The following is an 18257-nucleotide window of genomic DNA, read 5'->3' on the forward strand; positions in this document are numbered from 1 at the left end:
GAACAGATGCGCCGGGCCGGCGAATTACGAGCCGAATATCCCGGTCGGGAGCGAGAAACCCTCGACCTGAATCTTGTCGATGCACCGCGGACGGATTCCGGTCGCCGCGTGCTGCCCGCGAACGTTGCCATCCGCGTCCATCCCGGACTGATCGAACGTAAAGATATCCTGCAGCACGATGACGTCGCCGTCCATGCCCACCAGTTCCGTCACGTTGGTTATTTTGCGCGTCCCATCCCGCATGCGCGCCTGGTGCACAATCAGATGCACGGCGCTGCATATCTGCTCGCGAATGGAGCGCGCCGGCAGCGTTGTGCCGCTCATCAGGACCATCGTTTCGAGGCGGGCCAGGGTGTCACGCGGCGCATTGGCGTGAGCGGTACTGATGCTGCCGTCGTGGCCCGTATTCATGGCCTGCAGCATGTCAAGCGCTTCTCCGCCGCGGACCTCGCCGACCACGATGCGGTCAGGACGCATACGGAGGGAGTTTCGCACGAGCTGGCGAATCGTGATTTCGCCCTTGCCCTCTATGTTCGCGGGCCGGCTTTCGAGCGCCACAACGTGCTCCTGTTGCGGCTGCAGTTCGGCCGCGTCTTCAATGGTTACGATACGCTCATTTTCGGGGATGAACGACGTCAGCACGTTTAGTGTGGTCGTCTTGCCGGAGCCTGTGCCGCCGGAAACGATGATGTTGAGGCGGGCGCCTACGGCGGCCTGGAGGAAGCGTTCCATCGATTCGTTGTAGGTGCCCATCCTCACCAGATCCTGGCTGCTGAACGGCTTCCGCGAAAACTTCCGAATCGTGAGGACGGGCCCGTTCAGAGCAAGCGGAGGGATGATCGCATTGACGCGGGAGCCGTCCTTCAGACGGGCATCCACCATGGGGCTGCTCTCATCGATTCGCCTCCCGAGCGGCGCCACGATGCGCTCTATGATGCGGCGGACATGGTTATCGTCCTGGAAGCGAACGTCACTCTTCTCCAGACGCCCATAGCGCTCGATGTAAACGCTGTCGCTGCCGTTGACCATCACTTCAGAGACCGAAGGATCGTCAAGGAGCGGCTGGATGGGTCCATGCCCGCGCAGTTCGTAGAGCACTTCCTTGCGGAGCATCTCGACGACACGGGAGGGCAGCGCGAGGTGACGCTCATTGATCAGGCGGGCCGTGACGGCGGTGACGTGATGCATCAGCGCTTCGTCATCCATTGCCTGCAGGTGGCTTGATTCCACCTCGTCCATCAGGCGGGCGTGGACAGTGCTTTTCAACGACGAGATTTCCGTCGGTGTCAGGAAATCGCCCGACGGCTCCTCGGTGTGCGTGAGCCCGCCAAATTCCCGTTCTTCGTATAGGTCCGCCATATTCCCCCTCGCGATGGCCCCACCCGCTATGAGCGGCTAACCATCAGTTTGAGCCCGCCTAGAAATCCACGCGTTCGCGTTCGCTTCGCCGCTTCCGCTCCGGTCAGCTGAGTCGCTCGACCGCCGATCGGATTCACCAATGCCTCCCTGAGATTGCACACCGCGGCTCCCAACGGGGTGCCGGAGATGGTGTCGTGCGACGGATAGCCCGTATTGAGAAGCGCGACCACCTTGGGATCGTTGGGTATCTGCGCGAAAACCTCCTGGCCGAAGGTCTCCTCCACGTCTGTCAACTGGAATTTGTTCTGCGCGCTGACGCGGTTCACGATAAGCTTCAGGCGGTCGCTGGATACATAAGCGCCGTTCAGCGTGTCGAACAGCTGCTTGCTGTCCGCAATCGTCGTGTAGTCGAAGAGATTACAGACCAGCAGAACCGCATTCGCCAGGGAAAGGGCGTGCAATGTCGTTGCGTGCAGGTAAGGCGGCGTATCGAAGACCACGTATTTGTATTCGCGCTTCAGCACCTGGATCAGCCGGTCCAGACAGGCCGGGGTAATCGCATCCAGAGGAAGCGGGCTATCGGAACCGAACAGCACCCTAAGGCCCGACGAGTGGACCTGTGTGTAGCTGGCTAGGAGCGCGGAGTCAATATCGTCCACAATCGGCGACAATTCGGCCAGTGTGCGCTGCGGTTTCATGTTGAGCGCCGAGGCCACGTCGCCGAACTGCGTGTAGAGGTCGATCAGGATTGTCTTTTCCCGTGTGTCGCAGAGCGCGAGCGCCAGGTTGGTTGCGACCATCGTCTTTCCGACTCCGCCTTTGCCGCCCGTGACACAGTACACACTGGGGAGCTTGGTGGGGTCCAGCAGAGCCTTGAAGGCGTCTGACTGGTGCGACATGTGGATATCACTCAACCGTTTGAGCGAATCGTACAGTTCCGCGGAGTCCAGCGGCTTCCCGATGACGTCGCGCACGCCGTTCTGCATCGCCTCGCGCAATTGCGCGGGGCCCTGCCGTTCCGTCATGAGTATTGGCGCAACTTCGGGGGTGGCAATGTGCATCGCCAGCGCGGCGTCCAAGGCGCCCAGGATCGGAAGCGATTCGTCCAGGAGTACGAAATCGGGAGCCAGAAGGCATGCCATCTGCACGGCTTCCTGCCCGTCTCCGGCGAGGCCCGCGATGTCCATACCCAATTCGAACAGCGTGTGGCGCAAGCGTTCACGCGTCCGGGGGTCACGCTCCGCTATTACGATTCGCCGGCGTTCCAAAGGCAACTGCGCGACGGCACCGGCGCCCGCGTGCGGCGCGGACGGTTTTGTCTGTGTATCGAAATACATACTCGGATCGGCTCCCTGAACCTGCGAAGGACCCGATTTCACGGGGCCTTTGCGACAACGTGCCCTAGCCCTGCCTGTAAGCCAGGCCCGCTCGCTCGGCCAACGTCTTTGAGTTGCGCATCGGAATGGGCGTCCGCCCGGGGGCGGACAGGCCGGGCATCGCCGGCGGCTCGGTGGAGGATGGCTTCAGGGGCGCCACCACTGGCGGCAGGACCACGCTGTCCGCCTTCAGGTTCGCCAGCTCCGGTACGGGCGGCTTCGCAAGCGGCGCCAGGACTTCCGGCGTCACAAGGATCACCAACTGCGTCCGGACCCGCGACTTCGAGCGGAACTTGAACAAATCACCTAGCAACGGGAGGTCCGCGAGGATCGGAATCTTGCGAATCAGGTCTACGTCCTCGTCCTGCAGCAATCCGCCAATCACCAGGGTGTCGCCGGACTGTACGGTCACGTCCGACGCCGCCTTCCGCACGCGGAAGGCCGGGATACGGAAGCCCGCCAGGAACACCGCGTTCGTCTGGTCCAGTGTGCTCACTTCAGGTTCAACATGCATGCTCACGGCGCCGCCTTCCAGCGCGCGCGGAGTGACGTTGAGCTTCACGCCGTATTCCTTAAACTGCACGACGATGGTTCCGGCGCCGCCGGATCCCAATTGCGGGACGGGAACCGGGATCTCGCCGCCAACAACGATGCTTGCGTTGTGGTTATCCTGGACGAGCACGTCCGGAGCCGAAAGCGTCTTCGCGCGATTCCCCTGTTCCAGCGCCTGCAGCGTCGCGCCGATATTCGTCAATCTCTTCAACGGGCCGGCCTCGTCGAGGTTCACCCCCGGAGCGCGGTTCTCACCGAAAATGATCGGCTGCCCCACCCCCGTTGCGTTGCCATTGCTGTCATGGAGGAGGCTGCCCCAATCCAGGCCAATCTCGCGCAGCGCCAGTTGGTCTACCGCGATGATCCGGGCGTGCACCACGATCTGTTTGCCTGCTACGTTGTCCTTTACCAGATTCACGATCTGATAGCCCGACGCCAACTGCGAAATCACCTTCGCGACGGTGGCGGCGTTCTCGGAACTGGTGCTTCCCTCAATGACGAGGACCGCGGGGCCGGAAGCCCGGGCCGTAACGCCCATCGGCTTCAATGCGCCGGTCAGTGTGTCCGCCATCGACGACGCTGCCGAACGCGATACCGTCACCATCGAGGCCACATTGTTCGTGTAAGCCTTGGCGACAGCAATGGCCCTGGCCTCTGCCTCGGGCGTATCCACTTCTCCCCGAAGGACAACGGCGTTGCCACTGGACGTGGCCGATACTCCGGACCCGTCCAGAGCCCGGTTGATCTCACCCGCCACATCAACAACCGCAACCGGTGGTGCGACAACGGTCACGCTCACGCTTGCCGCGCCCTTCGCGTTGCGAACGTAGAGCAGGGTTTCGCCGGCGCCCTTGGCGTTCAGAAGCACTTCACCGCCGGAGAGGACCGCAATGTCCGCCACGGCGGGGTTTCCGATAGCCGCACGACTGATCGGTGGGAAGCGCAACAGGCGCGACTGGCCCGCCGTCAGCGACAGCGTACTGGATGCGGCGGGAGGCGGTGTAATGACCGGGCTCGCACCCGCGGCGGGTCGACCGCTGGAAAGCAGACAAAAAACTGAGATGCAGAGAATGGCTGAGTTTGGTTTCATGGGTATGTATCCTGATTGTTCCCGGCCGGCGTGGGTGGAACGGACCCAGATCACTGAACGGGAACGTCCTTGGTCTCTGTTCCGCGGGTTACTTCCACGGACCTTCGCGCAACTGGAGGCTTGCTCGCGGGGCGGGGCGTTGGCCGTGGCGCCGGGCTGGGCTGAATCTCCACAGTTCTCACGGGAGGAGCCGCCGGTGCGGCGGCTGGCGCAGGAGGCGCCGTCGGGCGCGCGGGCCCGCCGAACACCTGAGTCGTGGTGATCGACGCCGGAGGGACATACGCGTGGTCGTCCGGCGAACGCAATGCGAGCTGTATCTTCGCCCGGGCCGTCACCAACGCGAGGACCGACATCTGTTCCGGATTGACCGCCAGGGTGGCGGTCACGGCCTCCGCCGGTGCGTTGGGCTTATCCTTCACATTGGCGGTGGTCGCCGGCTGGTTCCCGATCGCCATCAATTCGATGTCCTGCAATACCACACGGGTAACGTCCGATTCGTGCCCGGAAAACGTCGCGAGGACGTCCACGCGGTCGCCCGGCTTCAAATAGCCCGCGACTCCCGACACCGGGTCGATCGGCACCGCAACCGCGCGGCGGTTGTCCTTGATGCTGTATGACATGCCGAGGCCGGGTCCCCTGTCCGCGATGGAATCGGATGTCACTGCCGTGCCGGATGGAATTTGCCGCAGGGCAACCCGGCCGATAGCGCCATTGAAATCGCGAATCGCGCCGTCCGGCAGCCCTCGCAGGGCGTAGGCCCGCTGTGTCAGCATTTCGGGCTTGATGGTCGCGCGGGGCGAGATGGTATCCCGCGCCACGACGATCTGAACGGTCGGTTCGGGCTGCGCCTGCCCGCCGGCGCCGCGCGATTGCCCAACGTAGTAATAAACAAGTCCGGCTGTTGCCAGCCCAAATACCGCGGCCAGCCCCAACGATGTCGCCTGGTTGATCTTTGCCATCGTGATATGCTCCTACTTAGTGTTCGGGTCAATGAGGTGAAACGTGTAGAGTCCATAGTTATAACTGTCGGGGTCAACCACGTTTGGATCCTGATTGTTGTACTTCAACGAGTAATGAACGAAGCGGCCTCTGATCTCGTTACCGGACATGTCTTCGATGTAAAAGGCCGCGAAGCCTTCAATCCGCGCGAATTTTACGGAGTTCGCCCCGCCGGAGGCGACCAGCCGGTTTATCACCGGCAGGATGACCAACCGTGGGCTGTCCCCAGGGTTATCCCAGGTGTCTCGCTGGTAGGCGGACGCGCCGGCCTGGGTCAATATGGACTGCGCGCCGCTCTTGACACCCTGCGCGGTAGCAAACGTGATGTCTTCAAGGCTGCCGGGGTGCCCGATCACCACGTTCCCCCGGCCTCCGACGGCCATCGGCTGGTCGTAACCCTGAGAGCAGTTTCGGATGTAGTTCGTGTATGAACCGGTTGCGTCCGCGGCCCCCAGGTCCAACGGGTTGATAAACGTCTGGTTGTCCCCGAGGCCGTTCGGCACCTCATCCGTGTTCTGGGTGAGGGCCAACGTGGCAGGTTCATTGAAATGAACCGCGCCGGTATTCTCGGGGTTGAAGAACGCGTAATTGACTCCCCAGGGGCGGAGGCGCCACGCCTTGGTTACCGGATAGGCTGCAACCCAGGCAGACGCCGATACCTGCCCGGACCGGTTGCGCGGGTTCAGCACGCGGGCGAACACCGTCGCAACCGTGTCCGTCGAAGTGACCTTCAGCGTCCGCGGCAGATCTCTCGGGCCGTTGTTGATGACCACGGATGAAACCGGAATGCGGTTCGCGGCCGCGTAATCGTAAACGTGCTGCATGGACACCGCGCCGGTATTGGGATCCCCCAGCTCCGGGCCGGCCGCAAGAGCTGCCGAATCAACCCCGTTCTGGAGCGCGCGCTGACGTATGAGAAGTAGCCCGTAGTCCGTCGTCAGGGCCGCAAAGCCCAGCATCACGACCATCAGCATCGCAACCTGAATCAGGATGGCGGCGCGGATCGGTCCTCGTCGGGTAGCCAGGGTAGCCATTATCACCCTCCGTAACGCACCACCGACACACCGGTCAGGGTGCGGTGGTCCGTTGGTTGCCCGGATTTGCCGCTCAGCAGATTACCCAGTCCGCCGAGCAGATTGCCGGTAATGTACTTGTACTCGTACGTCACGGTGACGCGGATTTGATCCTTGTTTGCGTCGGGGGGAGCCTTGCTCGGATCCCAGGCCTGCCAGTCCTGGCTGTCTTCCGGCGCATATTCCAGGATGGTGTTTCCGGATGCCACCGAGAAATCCCGCGGTTCGCGAAGGGTCTTCGCGGCATTGTAGATGGACGTCTCTATCGCCTTGCCGTTTCCCCCCAGGGCTGCGGCGCGCGCACCCTGCTGCGCCGCGGACGACACGGTCAGGGAGTTGGACATCATGAAGCCCATCTCCATGATCCCGAACATCAGGAATATAAGGAGGCCCGCCACTAGGACGAACTCCACGATTGCGGCTCCGCGCGAGCCTCGCCGCTTTTCAATTACGCGAATTTCGGAATGTTTCATGCCAGTTTCCACCCCGCTCAGCCGTAAGCCAGTGAATGATGGCCGTTCCGGCGGCTGTCGCCAGCGCGCAGGACTCTCTTTCGACCATCGAGGGACCCATCTGTTCTGAAAGCTGTTGCGGATGTCAGTCCGCCGGGCGCCCGCCCCTTCGGCGCTTTCAGGCGTCACAAAGATACTGCCAATTCTACCCCGCAGCCCATGGCGTCGCCCATCACGCCGTTCGCCGGGAGTCACCTGTCATCCGGGCCGGCGGCCACAAGGACTGTACAAGTTTCCACGCGAATCGGTATAACACATCTTTGCGTTGCCGCCACAGCGAAGCATTACGACAATAGTACCAAATCCAACTCGGGCGTAGTCGCAATTCTTTCCGACTCCATATACCCAAAAAGACACTCTGGGCGCCTGCAAGAGGCGCCCAGGGCTTCAATATTCGGAATTGTCGTTCGCTACACGCGATGGCGCCGCCGTATGAAACCGAGCGGCCCGAGCGCCGCGGCGAGGAGCGCCAGGGTTGACGGCTCCGGGACAGCCGTGTTGCCGACCACAACGTTGTCGAAGTAGTTGGGTCCGTTCGGCGTGCCGCGGTTCGTACCGTAGACGCGGAACCCGATGCCCCGGAACTGCTTTACCGGCGGGACGCCCAAGTCGAAGTGCTGCGGATTGGTTGTCGGGGGCAGGCCGTCCACGGAAGCGAATACCTGCTGGGCATCCATGTCGATCAGCAATTTCACATGCTGCCAGCTTCCGGCGGTGAGCGGAATGCCCCTGTCGCTCACATCGCCCGTTGGATGCAGGTTGGGGGTCGTCTCCAGGCCGTATTCGTCGGCCAGGTAGCTGGAGTCGAACAGTGAACCGGCCGCCTCCAGTACGTAGACTTCCTGGCTGAGCGTTCCACGGAACTGATCGAACTCAATCGGGATCTGGTGCAATCCGGCGGCGTAGATGTCCTCGCCGAACGGCAGGTAGGCGCCGGAAAAATCACCGGTGGTCAGCCCGGTCGGATCGATTTTGAGGACCTTGTTGTGCCGTTTCCCCGGCGCATATTCCTGCTCTGTGAAGGCATCCTCATAGATAGTCGGCGCCGGCTGCGACGCGGAAGAGTCATTCTGCCAGTTGCTCTGGCCCGCCACGGGGCCGAGGGCGTAAGCCTCGAAGCCGCCCGTGTCGAATACGGAGTTCGCGCGCGCCGGCGATGCAGCGATAATCATGACGCCAAGCACGCATCCTGTGATGGTACGAATCATACTTCTATGCCTTCCGGTCTGAGCTCCGCGGCTGATACGGCCTGCCCAAGGGCCGACGAGCCTACGGATTGCCTTTATCCTGAATCCAGGGTAGTACACCTCATTACGTGCAAGAATCCTGCCAACCAAGCAGGCAATCATCGCTTTCAAACGATCCTGAAGTCGCTGAACTCGCCGGTGGCCGGGCCAAACCGAGGCTCTACGGACTCTACATCGGCATTGGACGGCCCATCCCTCAGGCTGGCGAGCAGGCTTAGCAGAGAATCGCGCGCGCCTTCCGCCATGACCTCCACCGCGCCTCCGGGAGTGTTGCGCACCCAGCCGGTGAGGTTCAGGAAACGCGCCTCGCGCAAGGCCCAGTATCGGAACCCGACCCCCTGGACCCGCCCCCGGACGATGGCGTGCAGGCGCTCCACGCGCTCACGCCCCGTTCCCGGCGTGCTCCACCGTGACCACCGTCTTGATCCCGCCGCGAACGTAGAAATCGCCCACCACCCGGGCCTTTCTCGGGTGGACCGCATCGACAAGCGCGTCCATGATCTGGTTCGTGACCTTCTCGTGGAACGCTCCCACGGTCCGATACGACCAGAGGTAGAGTTTGAGGGACTTCAGCTCAACGCATTTCTCGTCGGGCGTATACGAGATATGGATGGTGCCAAAATCCGGCTGCCCAGTCATCGGACACTGGCACGTAAACTCGGGACAGGTGAAGTCGATATTGTAATCCCGCTCCGGATAAGGGTTCGGAAAAGTGTCAAGTGACAATTGTGGTTCGCTCGGCATGCTCTTTACTCCTCCCCGTTTCCCTGCAGCCGGTCCGCCTGGTCCTCCGCCACAAGCCGGTCGATCATCATTTCCAGGTCGCCGTCGAGCACCGCCGGCAGATTGTGGATGCTGAAGTTGATGCGATGGTCGGTAACGCGTCCCTGCGGGAAGTTGTACGTGCGAATCTTCTCGCTCCTGTCGCCGGAACCCACCTGCAGTCGCCGCTGCTGGGAATGCGCGGCGTCACGCTCGGCCAGTTGGGCGTCGTACAGTTTTGCCCGCAGCATGCGCATCGCCTTGTCCTTGTTCTGGAACTGGCTGCGTTCGTCCTGGCATGCGACCACAATCCCGGATGGCTTGTGTGTGATGCGAATCGCCGACGACGTCTTGTTGACGTGTTGTCCGCCCGCTCCGCTGGCCCGAAACGCGTCGATCTGGATATCGTCCGGGTTGATATTGACTTCCACGTCCTCGACCTCGGGCAATACCGCCACGGTGGCCGCCGAGGTGTGGATGCGGCCTCCGCTCTCGGTCGCCGGCACACGCTGGACGCGGTGTACGCCACTCTCGAACTTGAGACGGCTGTAGGCGCCCTTGCCCTGGATATTCAGCGTCACTTCCTTGAACCCGCCGATGCCGGTCTCCTGCTGGTCCATGATCTCCAGTTTCCAGCGCCGGCGCTCCGCGAACCTTGCGTACATGCGGAAGAGGTCGCCGGCGAACAGCGCGGCTTCCTCGCCACCCGTGCCGGCCCGTATCTCCATGATCACGTTCTTGTCATCATTTGGGTCCGTCGGCAGCAGGATGAGGCGCAGCGCCCGTTCCGCCGTTTCGATGCGGGGCTGCAGGGATTCGACTTCCGATTCGGCCATCTCCCGCATTTCCGGGTCCGCCTCGGACATCTCGTGCGCTTCCTCAAGCTGCCGGGCAAGCGAGCGGTACTCCCGATACGTCGACACTATTGGTTCGAGGTCTGCATGCTGCTTGGCAACCTTCTGGTACTCAGCAACATCCTGCGTGAGTTCTGAGTCGCCCAGCGCGGCCTCCAGTTCCTCGTATTTAGCTACTACCTCTTCAAGACGCTCATACATAACGGACTACACCATTCCTTCCGTATGTATTGTACACGTACTGGGCAAGAACAGTGGACCCGGTCTGATGGGAGCTTCGCCCCTTCCGGCGCCGGTAATGACTATCATACTGTCAGATTGCTGGCTGCAGTGTGTGAGTTTGAGGGTATACGTAATGCGCTTAGTTCCACCCGACAGCGTCAGCCCGGCCGGATCCGGCAACAGCCCCCCGGCCAACGGCGAATCCGTCATAGCCGCCTGGGCGGTTACCCTGGCTGTTTCCATCCTGCCCGACATTATCTACCAGAGCGTCGCGGGCAGCCGACCAGCCTGGCTTCTGACGGCCAAACTGGGGGTATTGGCGGCCATTATCCTGGCCGGTTACGTCCTCACGCCCGCCCGTCGCCTCAGGTTGTATTGCGTGATGCTCTTCGCGCTGCTCTCGGCAGGATACCTGAGCGCCGTCATAGGCGGTTCGGGGTGGTGGCAAGGCCTGTTTTCAGGTAGAGGGTTCAGCCGACAGATGCTGGGCGAGCAGATCCTTCGGGTCGGCGCCGCCGGCGCAATGATTGCCGTGCTGTTCCTGCTGCGCTTCCGGCCGGCGGATGTCTTTCTGGTAAGAGGCCATCCTAACGCTCCCGCGGCGCCCGTGCGGTGGCTGGGTATCGACAAGCCAATCGGCTGGAACCGCCTCGGAGCTATCTCGGCGCTGTGTGTCAGCCTCGGTACATTGGCATTTCTCGTCATCGCCGGGCGACCTGCGGCCTAGGCGCTTGCGGGAGCCGCCTGGGTCCTGCCGATGATCCTCGTGCTGGCGGCGATGAATGCTTTTGGCGAGGAAGCCATGTATCGGGGCGGGCTTCTGGCCCCCTTGATCCCCGCAGTCGGCACGCGGCACGCCATCCTGCTTACGGCGGCATTCTTCGGTATCGGCCATTACTATGGCGTTCCGAATGGGATCGTTGGCGTGGCGATGTCGACCCTGCTCGGCTGGTTCCTCGGGAAATGCATGGTCGAGACGAAAGGCTTCTTCTGGCCGTGGTTCATCCACTTCCTGCAGGACGTGATGATCTTCTACTTCCTGGCCGTTGGAGCAGTGGTCGCGGGCGGGCGGTAATTCGTACACCATGGACTTGACAGAGGACGACCGGTTAATGGCCGAGATCAACGGATTCGGCGATTTCGAGATCGCTCCCAAGAAGACCTATCTCGCGCTTCGGCGGAAGAAGCAGTTCGCCATGATCGGCCCCGCGACAAACACACGGGTCGAGGTCGGACTGAACATGAAGGGTGTTCCGGGCACGGAGCGACTGGTGGAAATGCCCCCCGGAGGAATGTGCAGCCACCTGGTGAAGCTGACGGATCCCGGGCAGGTCGACGCTCTACTGCTCGCGTGGATCCGAAAGGCATACGACAGCGCCGGCTGACCTCCGGCGAGTGTTACGCCGTCGGCGCGCCACCTAGGCCAATGAGCGCTCGCCTTCCCGTTCCGCGTCGAACACCGCGTTCAGCGCGGCGATGGCCACTTCGGTCTGCGAATCATCCGGTTCCCGGGTGGTGAACCGCTGGGTGAAGCGCCCCGGCCAGGTGACCACCGCCATCACGGCACTGCCCCTCAACGTGCCCGCCAGGCGCAGCAATTCGTACGCAGCGCCCGCCACGATCGGCAGCGTGCCGAGGCGAATAGCCAGGCGCACAAGCGGAGTGTGCCAGCCCAGGAATGCGTACACGACGCTGGCGAGGATGAGCACGAACATGATGAAGGAGGTCCCGCACCGCGGGTGCACAACGCTGAATTGCCCGCAGGATTGCGCCGTCAGCGGCGCATGCGCCTCCCACGCGTTGATCGTCCGGTGCTCCGCGCCGTGAAACTGAAACACCCTCCGGATTCCGGGGATGAAGCCGATGAGGCCGATGTAGCCGAAGAACAGTGCGAGGCGGACCACCGTTTCAACGAGGTTGAGGGTCCACGGGTTCGTCGTATGGCGGAGGGCGCCGGCAAGCACGGTTGGCAGAACGATGAACAGGGCCACGCCGATCAGCAGCCCGATACCCATAGTGCCCTTAATGGCGGGATCGCCTTCCACCGCTTTCGGCGCGGCCGCGTCGGCGGGCTTAGCGTCAAGCAGGGCTCGTGAGGCTGACCAGCGCAGGCCCCAAACCCCGACGCGCAGTGAGTCCACGAGCGCGAACACGCCCCGCAGGAACACTTTATTGAAGGCCGGGTGCGCGGTCAACCACGGCTGCGCTTCGCGGACAACGGTGTCAATTTCACCGCTTTCACGCCGAACGGCAACGGCGACGTGACGCGGCCCGCGCATCATGACACCCTCGATGACCGCCTGCCCACCGTAGAATACCGGTTTCGCCATCTCTGCTCCAATAACCACGAAGGCACAAAGACGCAAAGATCGACTTTGTGTCTTTGTGCCTTCGTGGCTGAGTGATTCCGCCAAAAACAGGAGCCGCAGAGGGTACATACCGAACGTGACGGGATTCGCATCATCACGTTGGCGGCCTACTCTGCGGCGTGTCCGGGCCTCTCGGCCCGCCTACCAGGATATTCCACCCTGGCAAGGGATAGTACACTGGTTGTTATTTCTTCAGGCCGTAGCGCTGCAGGAACTTGTCTACGCGGCCTTCGGTATCCATCAATTTCTGCTTGCCGGTGTAAAACGGGTGGCAGGAACTGCAGATTTCCGTGTTTATCTTGTCTCCCGCGATGGTGGAACGCGTCTCGAAATCGCTTCCGCAAGCGCAGTGAACCATCACAGTGTGATACTTGGGGTGAATCCCCTCTCTAGGCATTGTTGTGTCCTTTCGCGGTGGGTATCAGCCCACCAGTACACCGGGCGTACACAAAACGAAGTGTCCTCCGTAACGCCCATATAGATAGACGCTCACGGCAGCCACGGTGTTCCCATTCTAACACGAACGCGATCGATTTGCCAACCGCGCGGGCCGGGAACCTCATGCCCAGCCCTCCCTACCCCGCCGTCAGGCCATCTTTAGCGCTAGCGTCCGAACGTTACGCTACCCAGCGGAACGGCGCGTCCCGCCCCGGTCAACTGAGGGAGGTTTCCCGGCAGCCCCTGCAACGTCCGGTCCGCCAGCAGAGCGTAGACGGCGGCATCATACGATTCGCCGACCCACCCGAAGGAAACGGGCGCCTGCCGCCGCCACTGCGTCGCGTCCGGGGGCATGTCCGGGTCTCCATGGATTAGGACTCCTTCGTCCGGAAGCGCCGGAAGCGAACCCGACGCCACGACGCCGACATCGTCAAGACCGCAGCCGGCCGGGAGCCAGATACCCGCAACGGGTTGTTCCGCCCGCTGAATATAGCGGCTCACCGCGTCATCCCGAAAGACGAGGTAGTCCGCCAGCGCCTCAATCGGCGCTCCGCGTCCTCCCGCGGCGATGTCGCGGGCTGCGAAGCCACTCACAACGGGCGCGCCGAGCGATTCGGCGATCGCGTTTGCATCTCCCAATTCCATTACGCCTGTCACGAAGGCGCCCGCGAGTTCCGCCGGCGATACTTGCACCCAGGCCGCGGCCCCACGCGAACCCACCGCGTCCACATCCTTACGCGTCCAGCCCGCCTCGGCCCTCGCCTGCACGGCGGCATCCGCATACGCCAGGCCAAGCGCCGCGTCGAGAACCGTGAGCGTGGCCGCGCCAGTCGTCGCGGAGGGGCAGGCATCTCGGACGGCGGCGGTCATCACAGGGTCCAGCGGAACGCTGACGAATGCGGCCGGGTGCGCCTGAATCTCGTCACCCCGGCCCGAAATCACTACGGCGCTCGCGAGAATGGCCCCGCCGTCGCCGCTCAACGAAAGTCCGATAACCCGCCGCGGCCCCCTGAGTTGCTCTTCTCGATATATCGGCATGAGGGTATTCCTTTGGCGCCCGGCCGGCGATTACGTCGGGTAACGATGCATCCGAATCATACCGCGCTGCATCGGGCGCCGGCAACGACGCCTCCAATCCCGAGTGTTGAGAGCGATACAATAGAGGTAATTGCAGGCTGCAGGGGTTCGCGGGCTCACTGCGTTCGTGGATGGGAGGATGCTGAAGTGGCAAGTATTCGCATAGGAAGACGTTATCTGCTCGCTCTAACGCTGCTGGTTCCGACGGCTGCCGGGGCCCAAACGCCGCCGGGGAGCCTCACCGTGCACGTAGACCGCCCCGGCGCGGCCATAAATCCGGGCTTCTACGGCCTGATGACCGAGGAGATCAATCACGCGTACGACGGCGGGTTGTACGCGGAATTGATTCAAAACCGCATCTTCAAGGACGACACCGCAAGCCCGGTCCACTGGTCCGCGGTCCAGGATGGCGGCGGAACGGGATCCATTTCCCTCGAGACGGTACAACCGATCAACACGTCGCTCACGACGTGCCTCAAGTTGGCGATTGCCGCCCCGGGCACTCGCGTCGGCGCCGCCAACGACGGCTGGTGGGGCATCCCGGTGAAACCGAACACGTCTTACCGCGCGTCCTTCTACGCCAAGGCGGGCGGCGGGTTTACCGGTCCCTTGACCGTGGACATAGAGTCTCCCAATGGGTCCATCGTGTTTGCCAGCGCACAGGTGCCCAGCATAGACGTTGTGTGGCGGAAGTATACGGTCACGCTGAACACCGCCAGCGTCGCGCCAACCTCGGCCGCCCGGTTTGTGATCTCGGCCAGGAACCCGGGCACTGTCTGGCTTAACCTGGTCTCCCTTTTTTCGCCCACCTATAAGGACAGGGCAAACGGCAACCGCATCGACCTGATGGACAAGCTGGCCGCCATGAAACCGTCTTTTCTGCGCTTTCCGGGCGGTAATTACCTCGATCCCGGGCACTATCAATGGAAGACGACGATCGGCCCCATCGACCTGCGCTCCGGGCACCCCGGCGCCTGGGGCTACCGTTCGAGTGACGGACTGGGACTCCTGGAATTTCTCGAATGGTGCGAAGACCTCGGCATGGAACCGTTGCTGGGCGTCTCGGACGGGCGCGACTGGCTGGCCGCCACCGGCGACGTAACGCCTCTTGTGCAGGATGCGCTCGACGAGATCGAATACGTTACAGGCGACACCGGAACGGTGTGGGGCGCCCGCCGTGCCGCAGACGGGCACCCGGCGCCGTTCACCCTGCGCTACGTGGAAATCGGCAACGAGGACTTTTTCGACCCTCAATCCACCTATAGCGCGCGATTCGCCAAGTTCTACGACGCTATCCGGGCCAAGTATCCAACGCTGCAAATCATCGCGACGCGACGCGACGTTCCGAGTCGGACGCCCGACCTCGTGGACGATCACATCTATGCGTCTTTTGCGAACATGCTCGGGGCCTCCCGCAATTACGACGCTTACCCCCGCACCGCCCCGAAAGTCTTTGTCGGCGAGTGGGCCACCACGGAGGGCAGCCCTACTCCGACACTCAAATCCGCGCTCAGCGACGCGGCCTACCTGACCGGACTCGAGCGCAACGCCGACGTCGTGACGATGGCGAGCTATGCGCCGCTACTGGTGAACGTCAACCCGGGGGCCAGCCAGTGGGGCACGAATCTCATCGGCTACGACGCGCTGACGAGTTTCGGTTCGCCATCGTACTACATGCAGACGATGTTCGCCGGCAACCTGGGAGACGTGGTGCTGCCGGTGGAGGTGGTCGCGCAACAGACTCCGTCCACCCCCGGTCCGCCCCAGGGCGCCATCGGAGTGGGAACGTGGGTCACGCAGGCGCAATACCGGAACGTCAAGGTCACCAACGGCACGAACGTGCTGTATCAGACCGATTTCGCGAACGGCGCCTCCGATTGGACGCCGGACGGGGGAACATGGTCGACGGCCGGCGGGGTGCTTCAGCAGTCCAGCAATTCAATCGACTGTCGGGACACCGTGGGGAGCACGGCGTGGACGGATTACACTTACACTTTGCAGGCGATGAAAACGGGCGGCTCCGAGGGCTTTCTCATCATGTTCCACGTTCGGGACCACAACAACTTCCTGTGGTGGAACATCGGGGGCTGGTCGAACACCCGCACGACGATAGAGCGCGCGTACAACGGCTCGAAGTCGGAACTGGGCCAATCGGCGCCCGTCACCGTGCAGACGGGCCAATGGTATGACATCCGAATCGAAGTCAGCGGAACGAGCATCAAATGCTATTTGGACGGAGTTCTGGTGAACCAGGCAACCGATGACAATCCGGCCCTTGTTCCAATCTTCGCCTCGGCAAGCCGGGATCTGTCCAACGGCGATGTGATCCTGAAAGTTGTGAATACCGGTGCGGACGTGCAACAACTGAGCGTTAACCTGCCGGGCGCCGTCGGTGTGGCGGGGCTGGCGACGGGGCAGATACTGACCGGGCTCCCCGCGGACATCAACACGGTGGCGACGCCGACGAAGGTCGCACCACAAGCCATCAGCATCTCGGGAGTCGCGCGGACCTTTACCCACGACTTCCCGGCATACTCGGTGTCGGTCATCCGCGTGGACGCGATCAATGGGCCCGCCTACACGGTTGACGAGGCGATACTCGCGCTCCGGTTGGTCGGCGGCCTGGCGATCGCTACGCCGGACAACATACGCCGCCTGGACGCCGTCTCAACCGGGGCGTCGGCAGGGAGGGTGGACATCATCGACGCGGTCCGCGTGGCTCGCATAGCGCTGGGGTTGGACGCATGACGGCCGTAGTCGGGATTCCCGAACTTACGCCTCTTTGACGCCTTGCAGCGCCGCGCGAATCTGACGTTCCGCGTCGTTCTGCCGGCCCGGAACGGCGCGGCCCGAAACGCGTATCTTCACCATTCCGGCGGGCGGATCGACGAGGCCGAGGACGCGCGGCGCCTCCGCCCAGTCGTCTTGCGGCAGCGCGGCCACCGTTTTTGCCATGGCCGCCTGTCTTGCGGGGACGTCCACGTCCTCCGGAAGGAGGATATCGACGACGACGGTGAGCGGGCCCCGCGAATGGTTGGTTACCGACGTTATGTCCGCGTTCCCAACGATAACCAGGCGGCCTACGTCATCGCGCAGGCGCGTGACGCGAAGCCCCATATCCTCCACGACCCCGGTCGCGGCGGGCCCGCCCAGGGTGACGGTTTCGCCCACGCTGAACTGGTTCTCCACCAGGATGAAGAACCCGCCGATCACGTCTCGAACGAGCTTTTGGGAGCCGAGGGCAATCGCCACCCCGAACACACCGGTCGCCGTCACGACGGCCTTTGTGTCCACGCCGAACTCGCCCAGCACCATCAGCGAGGCGACGAAGAAGATGACGAGGCCGCTCGCTTTGGACGCAAGGCCGCCCAGCGTACGCAGCCGGGCAGAGCGAACCGCGTCATCGGCAGCCCCTGTGGCACGCTCGATGCCGGCCAGAATTGCCCTGCGCAGCAGCGCATTCAGCACGAAGGCGAAGACGAACACCACGAAGATATGCAGGCCGCGCCCCGTTACGATCTCCAGGACCGCCTTCGGTGAGGATTCGAAAGGCCATCTCATCGTTTGTTCAGTGCCTCCAATCCGGGCAGAACGCCTCGAAGTCGCAGCCCACGCAACGTTCCTCCACGTTCACCCCGGTCCACATGGTCTCCCCCGCGATGGCGCGCGCAACGTCGTCCAGCAATTCGCAAACCGCCGCGGACTCCTCCGGCGTGCGCATCACGTCGACGCGCTGGTTCGGACGAAGCGCGTGTATCGCAACGCGAATTGGCCGGCCCGGGTACATCGACCGCACAAGGGTTTCATAAACCATCAGGCCGATATCGGCGCGGACCTGTTCATCCGTTACCTCGCTCCGACCGCTCTTGTAGTCCACGATGTCGAGGCTTCCGTCCGGCCATTCGTCCACCCGGTCCACCCGGCCCGTGAGAATATACGCCCCGCGGTCCTGGCGCAGCATCTTTTCGCGCAGCAACGTTTCGGGCATCGCTTCCGGCGGTGGGGCTTCGGAAAGGTACTTCTCCAGCATCGCCTGCCCGGCAGCATACCCTTCACGCTCCGCCTGGGCCGTCTGGAACCCGGCGCCTGTCCAGGTGCTCTGGAAATGGAGCAGCAGATCGTCCAGTGATGGTCGTTCCGGCCCGGCATGGATCAGTTCGAGGCTCCGGTGCAGGTTAGCGCCCAGCGACAGCGCTCCGTGCGGCCGCCGCCGATACTTCTTATGGTACAGGAACCAGTAGAACCGCGGGCAACGCAGATACGCGGATATCTTCGTCGGGCTGAGTGTCAGTTTTGTAGGTCCGGCCATACTCGCTCATTATAGGAC

19 protein-coding genes are annotated in these 18257 nt (G+C 62.8%); 4 read left to right on the forward strand and 15 right to left on the reverse strand.

What is annotated here, in order from left to right; genetic code table 11:
• Positions 1 to 24: 24 nt before the first annotated feature.
• The 10 genes from VGM51_18400 to prfA all read right to left on the reverse strand — a co-directional run bounded on the left by VGM51_18400 (position 25) and on the right by prfA (position 10025).
• On the reverse strand, positions 25 to 1359 hold the full coding sequence (locus tag VGM51_18400) for a CpaF family protein (protein ID HEY3415009.1): 1335 nt from the start codon (positions 1357 to 1359) through the stop codon (positions 25 to 27).
• A gap of 26 nt (positions 1360 to 1385) precedes the next feature.
• Positions 1386 to 2696 (reverse strand): AAA family ATPase, encoded by a 1311-nt coding sequence (locus tag VGM51_18405; protein HEY3415010.1) that lies wholly within the window; start codon positions 2694 to 2696, stop codon positions 1386 to 1388.
• A gap of 64 nt (positions 2697 to 2760) precedes the next feature.
• The gene (locus VGM51_18410) at positions 2761 to 4377 is read right to left on the reverse strand and encodes a pilus assembly protein N-terminal domain-containing protein (protein HEY3415011.1); all 1617 of its coding nucleotides are present in this window, start codon (positions 4375 to 4377) and stop codon (positions 2761 to 2763) included.
• A 50-nt stretch (positions 4378 to 4427) separates the two neighbouring features.
• Entirely contained in the window at positions 4428 to 5336 is a 909-nt protein-coding gene (gene cpaB, locus VGM51_18415; protein HEY3415012.1) for a Flp pilus assembly protein CpaB, read from the reverse strand.
• 12 nt (positions 5337 to 5348) lie between these two features.
• Positions 5349 to 6410: a Tad domain-containing protein gene (locus VGM51_18420; protein HEY3415013.1), complete on the reverse strand. Its 1062-nt coding sequence runs from the start codon at positions 6408 to 6410 to the stop codon at positions 5349 to 5351.
• A 2-nt stretch (positions 6411 to 6412) separates the two neighbouring features.
• Positions 6413 to 6922, reverse strand: coding sequence for a TadE family protein (locus VGM51_18425; GenBank protein HEY3415014.1), 510 nt, complete (start codon positions 6920 to 6922; stop codon positions 6413 to 6415).
• A gap of 449 nt (positions 6923 to 7371) precedes the next feature.
• Entirely contained in the window at positions 7372 to 8169 is a 798-nt protein-coding gene (locus VGM51_18430) for a PEP-CTERM sorting domain-containing protein (protein HEY3415015.1), read from the reverse strand.
• Between the two features lie 146 nt (positions 8170 to 8315).
• On the reverse strand, positions 8316 to 8585 hold the full coding sequence (locus VGM51_18435; GenBank protein ID HEY3415016.1) for an acylphosphatase: 270 nt from the start codon (positions 8583 to 8585) through the stop codon (positions 8316 to 8318).
• Positions 8586 to 8589: 4 nt separating this feature from the next.
• Positions 8590 to 8952, reverse strand: coding sequence for a preQ(1) synthase (gene queF / locus VGM51_18440; protein HEY3415017.1), 363 nt, complete (start codon positions 8950 to 8952; stop codon positions 8590 to 8592).
• 5 nt (positions 8953 to 8957) lie between these two features.
• Positions 8958 to 10025, reverse strand: coding sequence for a peptide chain release factor 1 (gene prfA, locus VGM51_18445; protein HEY3415018.1), 1068 nt, complete (start codon positions 10023 to 10025; stop codon positions 8958 to 8960).
• Positions 10026 to 10179: 154 nt separating this feature from the next.
• Between prfA and VGM51_18450 the strand changes: the two genes are divergently transcribed.
• The 3 genes from VGM51_18450 to VGM51_18460 are packed head-to-tail and all read left to right on the forward strand — an operon-like array spanning position 10180 to position 11431.
• Entirely contained in the window at positions 10180 to 10773 is a 594-nt protein-coding gene (locus VGM51_18450; GenBank protein ID HEY3415019.1) for a hypothetical protein, read from the forward strand.
• 24 nt (positions 10774 to 10797) lie between these two features.
• Entirely contained in the window at positions 10798 to 11121 is a 324-nt protein-coding gene (locus VGM51_18455) for a CPBP family intramembrane glutamic endopeptidase (protein HEY3415020.1), read from the forward strand.
• 37 nt (positions 11122 to 11158) lie between these two features.
• Entirely contained in the window at positions 11159 to 11431 is a 273-nt protein-coding gene (locus VGM51_18460) for a DUF5655 domain-containing protein (GenBank protein ID HEY3415021.1), read from the forward strand.
• A gap of 33 nt (positions 11432 to 11464) precedes the next feature.
• Here VGM51_18460 and VGM51_18465 read toward each other — a convergent pair whose 3' ends face one another.
• From VGM51_18465 to VGM51_18475, 3 genes are all read right to left on the reverse strand, one after another.
• Entirely contained in the window at positions 11465 to 12376 is a 912-nt protein-coding gene (locus tag VGM51_18465; GenBank protein HEY3415022.1) for a DUF1385 domain-containing protein, read from the reverse strand.
• A gap of 223 nt (positions 12377 to 12599) precedes the next feature.
• Complete coding sequence (gene rpmE, locus VGM51_18470) at positions 12600 to 12812, reverse strand: 50S ribosomal protein L31 (GenBank protein ID HEY3415023.1); 213 nt, start codon at positions 12810 to 12812, stop codon at positions 12600 to 12602.
• A 206-nt stretch (positions 12813 to 13018) separates the two neighbouring features.
• Positions 13019 to 13891 (reverse strand): anhydro-N-acetylmuramic acid kinase, encoded by an 873-nt coding sequence (locus tag VGM51_18475; protein ID HEY3415024.1) that lies wholly within the window; start codon positions 13889 to 13891, stop codon positions 13019 to 13021.
• A gap of 186 nt (positions 13892 to 14077) precedes the next feature.
• Here VGM51_18475 and VGM51_18480 point away from each other — a divergent pair, with 186 nt between their 5' ends.
• Positions 14078 to 16678: an alpha-L-arabinofuranosidase C-terminal domain-containing protein gene (locus VGM51_18480; GenBank protein ID HEY3415025.1), complete on the forward strand. Its 2601-nt coding sequence runs from the start codon at positions 14078 to 14080 to the stop codon at positions 16676 to 16678.
• Between the two features lie 24 nt (positions 16679 to 16702).
• Here the strand turns inward: VGM51_18480 and VGM51_18485 are convergent, their stop codons facing one another.
• Positions 16703 to 17491: a mechanosensitive ion channel domain-containing protein gene (locus tag VGM51_18485; protein ID HEY3415026.1), complete on the reverse strand. Its 789-nt coding sequence runs from the start codon at positions 17489 to 17491 to the stop codon at positions 16703 to 16705.
• Between the two features lie 7 nt (positions 17492 to 17498).
• Positions 17499 to 18239 carry a PD-(D/E)XK nuclease family protein gene (locus VGM51_18490; protein HEY3415027.1) on the reverse strand — a complete coding sequence of 247 codons (741 nt, stop codon included), beginning with the start codon at positions 18237 to 18239 and terminating at the stop codon, positions 17499 to 17501.
• Positions 18240 to 18257 lie beyond the last annotated feature (18 nt).

The sequence above is a fragment of the Armatimonadota bacterium genome (genome assembly GCA_036504095.1).
Taxonomy (GTDB): domain Bacteria; phylum Armatimonadota; class DTGP01; order JAKQQT01; family JAKQQT01; genus DASXUL01.

What these genes read in the sequence shown, in the direction of transcription:
- VGM51_18400 (HEY3415009.1), bottom strand. Translation starts at nt 1,359, where the DNA reads ATGGCGGACCTATACGAAGAACGGGAATTTGGCGGGCTCACGCACACC.
- VGM51_18405 (HEY3415010.1), bottom strand. Translation starts at nt 2,696, where the DNA reads ATGTATTTCGATACACAGACAAAACCGTCCGCGCCGCACGCGGGCGCC.
- VGM51_18410 (HEY3415011.1), bottom strand. Translation starts at nt 4,377, where the DNA reads ATGAAACCAAACTCAGCCATTCTCTGCATCTCAGTTTTTTGTCTGCTT.
- cpaB (HEY3415012.1), bottom strand. Translation starts at nt 5,336, where the DNA reads ATGGCAAAGATCAACCAGGCGACATCGTTGGGGCTGGCCGCGGTATTT.
- VGM51_18420 (HEY3415013.1), bottom strand. Translation starts at nt 6,410, where the DNA reads ATGGCTACCCTGGCTACCCGACGAGGACCGATCCGCGCCGCCATCCTG.
- VGM51_18425 (HEY3415014.1), bottom strand. Translation starts at nt 6,922, where the DNA reads ATGAAACATTCCGAAATTCGCGTAATTGAAAAGCGGCGAGGCTCGCGC.
- VGM51_18430 (HEY3415015.1), bottom strand. Translation starts at nt 8,169, where the DNA reads ATGATTCGTACCATCACAGGATGCGTGCTTGGCGTCATGATTATCGCT.
- queF (HEY3415017.1), bottom strand. Translation starts at nt 8,952, where the DNA reads ATGCCGAGCGAACCACAATTGTCACTTGACACTTTTCCGAACCCTTAT.
- prfA (HEY3415018.1), bottom strand. Translation starts at nt 10,025, where the DNA reads ATGTATGAGCGTCTTGAAGAGGTAGTAGCTAAATACGAGGAACTGGAG.
- VGM51_18450 (HEY3415019.1), top strand. Translation starts at nt 10,180, where the DNA reads ATGCGCTTAGTTCCACCCGACAGCGTCAGCCCGGCCGGATCCGGCAAC.
- VGM51_18460 (HEY3415021.1), top strand. Translation starts at nt 11,159, where the DNA reads ATGGCCGAGATCAACGGATTCGGCGATTTCGAGATCGCTCCCAAGAAG.
- VGM51_18465 (HEY3415022.1), bottom strand. Translation starts at nt 12,376, where the DNA reads ATGGCGAAACCGGTATTCTACGGTGGGCAGGCGGTCATCGAGGGTGTC.
- rpmE (HEY3415023.1), bottom strand. Translation starts at nt 12,812, where the DNA reads ATGCCTAGAGAGGGGATTCACCCCAAGTATCACACTGTGATGGTTCAC.
- VGM51_18475 (HEY3415024.1), bottom strand. Translation starts at nt 13,891, where the DNA reads ATGCCGATATATCGAGAAGAGCAACTCAGGGGGCCGCGGCGGGTTATC.
- VGM51_18485 (HEY3415026.1), bottom strand. Translation starts at nt 17,491, where the DNA reads ATGAGATGGCCTTTCGAATCCTCACCGAAGGCGGTCCTGGAGATCGTA.
- VGM51_18490 (HEY3415027.1), bottom strand. Translation starts at nt 18,239, where the DNA reads ATGGCCGGACCTACAAAACTGACACTCAGCCCGACGAAGATATCCGCG.